This is a genomic window from Streptomyces sp. MI02-7b, from assembly GCF_033793585.1.
Lineage (GTDB): Bacteria > Actinomycetota > Actinomycetes > Streptomycetales > Streptomycetaceae > Actinacidiphila.
Window position 1 is genome coordinate 1 of the sequence record NZ_JARAWX010000064.1, and the last position, 3,816, is coordinate 3,816.

General features: G+C 68.9%; 4 protein-coding genes. 3 read left to right on the forward strand and 1 reads right to left on the reverse strand.

The window, feature by feature from the left end; all coding sequences use genetic code 11:
* Positions 1 to 639 precede the first annotated feature (639 nt).
* Entirely contained in the window at positions 640 to 936 is a 297-nt protein-coding gene (locus tag PV364_RS41045; RefSeq protein ID WP_319666048.1) for a DUF6193 family natural product biosynthesis protein, read from the forward strand.
* 122 nt (positions 937 to 1,058) lie between these two features.
* Here PV364_RS41045 and PV364_RS41050 read toward each other — a convergent pair whose 3' ends face one another.
* A complete protein-coding gene (locus PV364_RS41050) occupies positions 1,059 to 2,198 on the reverse strand; it encodes a Fic family protein (RefSeq protein WP_319666049.1) in 1,140 nt (379 codons plus the stop codon).
* 162 nt (positions 2,199 to 2,360) lie between these two features.
* Here PV364_RS41050 and PV364_RS41055 point away from each other — a divergent pair, with 162 nt between their 5' ends.
* The gene (locus PV364_RS41055) at positions 2,361 to 2,630 is read left to right on the forward strand and encodes a type II toxin-antitoxin system prevent-host-death family antitoxin (RefSeq protein ID WP_319666050.1); all 270 of its coding nucleotides are present in this window, start codon (positions 2,361 to 2,363) and stop codon (positions 2,628 to 2,630) included.
* Positions 2,620 to 3,078 carry a type II toxin-antitoxin system VapC family toxin gene (locus PV364_RS41060; RefSeq protein WP_319666051.1) on the forward strand — a complete coding sequence of 153 codons (459 nt, stop codon included), beginning with the start codon at positions 2,620 to 2,622 and terminating at the stop codon, positions 3,076 to 3,078. Before PV364_RS41055 ends, PV364_RS41060 begins: the two co-directional genes overlap by 11 nt.
* Positions 3,079 to 3,816: the final 738 nt, after the last annotated feature.

Consider the following 3,816-nt stretch of genomic DNA (forward strand, 5'->3'; position numbering starts at 1 on the left):
CCGCGGCTGTCGATTGTCTGCCGGACCACTGGCCGTGACAGGCCCGAGGCGTCGCTCCGGCGCGGCGAGACGGCGGGTGCGGATCTGTTCGCGGACCGCTCGTCTGCGACGGTGAACCCCGCCGCGCAGCGCCAGTCCCGTCGTCTCCTCGGCGACCGAGGCAGCCGTTCCGGGCAACGCGGGTTCGGGAACAATCGGATCCGTGCGGACCCCTGTTGACCCCTCCGTCCTGTATCCGGACGTCGCGGCCCGTGGCAGTCTCGCCGCAGTGCTGCGGGCTGCGGCGGAAGGCCGTCTCGGCGTTGTTCCCGTCCGGTTCTCGGGTCTGCTCCGTGCGGTGGTGCCGAGCACTGTGCCGGACCGTGAACCGCTGGAGATCAGTGCCCGGTCCTGGGAGTGCCGGTGGTCGGTCCGGGGCGCGGAATCGTTCCAGGGCCTGCCTTTGATCGACGGTACGACGGACGACCTGGCGTCGATGGCTCGTGCCGCCCGGGCGTGGCATGGGCGGGGCGGCCCTGGACGACATCTGTCGGGCGGCGCCCCTTTGTGTACCTGGCCGGGTGGCTCGAGGTGCCCGACCGCGATCCGGTGCGATGGACGGAATCGCAGTGGAGGAGTCTGCGCCGGGAGGCGGCTGAGATGGAGTACGTCTGGCGCGAGAGGTACCAGGCCCTGGTCGTGGCGGCGTACGCCGGGCCGGCCCTGCGCGCGCTCTATCCGTTCACCAGCCACTGGGCGCTGCGCTTGTCGGCCACGGCCCGCCCGCGGCTGACGGTTGTCGGACCGTGCCTGAGCGCGTACGGCGATGGCACGTACGGAGTGGGCAGGGGCATCATCGGCCAGGACCTGGGCGTCTTCACCACGGCCCGGGAGGCTGTGGCGCTGCCCGTGCACCACCTGCCTGACGGTCTGGCTCCAGTCGCGCTCGGCGGATGAACCTGTCCGGCGGTCGAGCCGTGCGCCACGGCTGCGGCAGCCTCCTTGCTGCAGCGGGCTTCGCCGGGAGCCTGCACGCATCACACGCAGGGACGTGATCGGCGGGACGGGTTCCCGGCGGTTCAGCCGGTTGGGGTGTAGGGGTCGGTGAGGGTCATGGGGGTGGCGGAGATGTCCAGTGCTTGTTGCGGGAAACGGTCGCCGGCGGTGTAGTAGCGGGCTCGGGTGCGGCCGACGGGGGTGAGGACCTGGGCGGTGACCAGGTCGCGCAGGTCGCGCTGGGCCTGTTGCAGGCTGAGGCCTTCGGCGCTTTCGTAGCGGGAGCGGCGTACCCGTCCGGCCATGGCGACGTCGTGGAGGGCGGTGATGGTGCGTTCGTCGAGGCCGGTGTGCCGGGCGAAATCGGCGAGTGCTTCCCAGACTTTTCCGGCCCGGGTCAGCCGGCCCTGTACGGTCTGGGCCTGCTGGTGATAGGCGGTCAGGTTGAAGCGGATCCAGCCGGCGACGTCCTGGTCGGGCAGGTAGTGGGCGCCGCGCCGGGCGAGTTCCCGGTAGTACTCCCAGGTGTTGCCCGGCCGCCCGAGCCATGCCTCGATGGAGGAGAACTCCGGAGCCAGGACGCCTTCTCGCGCGATCATCAGGGTCTGCAGTGAGCGGGACATCCGGCCGTTGCCGTCGGCCCATGGGTGGATGGACACCAGATGCAGGTGCGCCATGGCTGCCCGGACCAGGGGGTGGCTGGCGTCGTCGGTGCCCAGCCAGTCGACCAGTTCCTGCATGAGCGCGGGGACTGCCTCGGCGTCGGGGGCGGTGTAGGCGGCGATGCTCGGGTCGCGGGCGTCGGTGACGTAGCCGGGGCCGCGACGCCACTGTCCGGCGGGTTTGCGCGGGCTGTGGCGGTGCCCTTGGAGCATCCAGTGCAGGGCGTTGAGGAAACTCTTGCTGTAGGTGAAGTCGCCAGAGTCGTGCAGCGTTTGGATGTAGGTCGTCATGCGCTGGTGGGCGAGGGTCTCCTGTCGGTTCTCCTCGGACACCTCGACGTCCCGCTCACCCTCCATCAGGTCTTCCACATCCACGGTGGCGACCTTGAAACCCTCGATGGAGTTGGATGCTGCCACGGCGTCGGCGGTGAGGAACTTGCGCAGCCCTGGAGTCCATTTGGTCGTGGAGCGGACCTGGTGGCGCAGGGCCGAGCGCATCTGGTCGATGTCGCCGAGCACTCGCTGGTCTTCACCGGTGAGGGAGGGCGTGGGATACAACATAAAGGAATAATAGAGTGATGCAATCATTGCGTCATGGCCGCGGGGCGCCCGCACAACGACGCCGCTGTGCCCGCCTTCGCAACGCCTTGCCGGTGCGCTGCCGCTCCGGGGCGTGGTGCTATGAGGTGGCACCAGGTAGCACTGGGTGGGTACGGTAGGGATATGACAGCACAGCCGGAGATCACCCAGCGCGATCTGCGTACCAGGTCAAAAGAGATCATGGACGCTGTCCAAGACGGCCAGGCATTCGTCGTCACGCGGGACGGTCACCGTATCGGTGAGCTGGTTCCGCTGCGGCGGCGTCGCAGGTTCGTTCCCCGCGGCGAGTTCACTGCCATGTCGAAGGCTGCCCCGGATGTGTCGCTGGAGGCGTTTCGCGCCGACCAGGAAGCCACCGCGGACCAGGAGCCGAGTGATCCCTATGCCCGCTGAGTATCAGCAAGGCCTGCTGGACACGAACATCATGATCCTGCGCAGATGGGTGGACCCGGAAGAACTGCCCGCCGAGGTCGCGATCAGCGCCATTACCCTGGCCGAGTTGTCGGCCGGCCCTCACGAGGTCCGTAGGAACAACGAGCAGGACGACTACGACGAGTACGCCGAGCGCGGCCGACGCATGGACGTGCTGCAGCGCGCGGAGAACGAGTTCGATCCCATTCCCTTCGATGCGGAGGCCGCGCGCATCTACGGAAGGGTCTGCGCCGCCGTGATCGGGGCGGGCCGCAAACCCCGGCGTCGGGTCGCCGACTTGATGATTGCCGCGATCGCCATCGCTGAGGACTTGCCGTTGTTCACCACCAACCCGGACGACTTCAAGGGCTTGGACGATCTGCTGACCGTCGTTCCGGTCACCCGCCCCGTGGTACTGCACGACCGCTGAACGGCCGCACGCCCACCACAGTCGTTCGAGGCCCCGGATCATTCAGCCTCCTCCGGAGGGGCGCGATGCCGCCGTGGCCGCATGTGCGATGATGCCCAGCCGGGAACGGCAGCCTCGGTGTCCGGCGTTTGGTCTGCTCACCACCGCAGGTCGCCGCGCCGGGCGGCAGCTCACCGCTCCACGGCCGCCCCCCTGACGCGGATCTTACGCCGCGACGGGCTTGCGGGTTTCCTCGTTGGAGGGCGAGTCAAGGGCGTGTTGTCCGGTGCGACCGTGCGTGCCGCAGACTCGTTGCCGTCGTGGAGATCGCCTGTGTCCTCCCGTGTCACGGGCCGGAAGATGCAGTCGGTTCTGTATGCGGCTGTGGGGGATCGAGCACTACTGACACCTGCGGCATGAGCCGGCTGCGCGGCTGCACCTCGGGTACCTGGAGCACGGGTTCTGCACGGACCGGCTGCCGCCGTGGCCGTGTCCCTGCCGTGGGTCTGCCGCGGTTGAGGGGGCCCCGGGGGGTGTCCGGGTGGCGTGCCGGAGTGTCTGTCGGCCCCTGCACTCTTCCCTACATTGCCCCCTACGCCTTCCCCTACGGTGACCTTCCCTGCCCGGTGCTGTATTCGTGCAGGTCAGCGGGCATGTGTCGGGCGGCGGTGGCGGCGACAGCCCCTTTGCTCGTGTCGTTGTCTGTCAGTGGTGGGTGGTGGAGTGGTCGTGGTGGGGCTTGTCGGTGGGGCCCTGGGT

Coding starts and splice junctions, on each gene's coding strand:
- PV364_RS41045 (WP_319666048.1), top strand. CDS start 640: ATGGAGTACGTCTGGCGCGAGAGGTACCAGGCCCTGGTCGTGGCGGCG.
- PV364_RS41050 (WP_319666049.1), bottom strand. CDS start 2,198: ATGTTGTATCCCACGCCCTCCCTCACCGGTGAAGACCAGCGAGTGCTC.
- PV364_RS41055 (WP_319666050.1), top strand. CDS start 2,361: ATGACAGCACAGCCGGAGATCACCCAGCGCGATCTGCGTACCAGGTCA.
- PV364_RS41060 (WP_319666051.1), top strand. CDS start 2,620: ATGCCCGCTGAGTATCAGCAAGGCCTGCTGGACACGAACATCATGATC.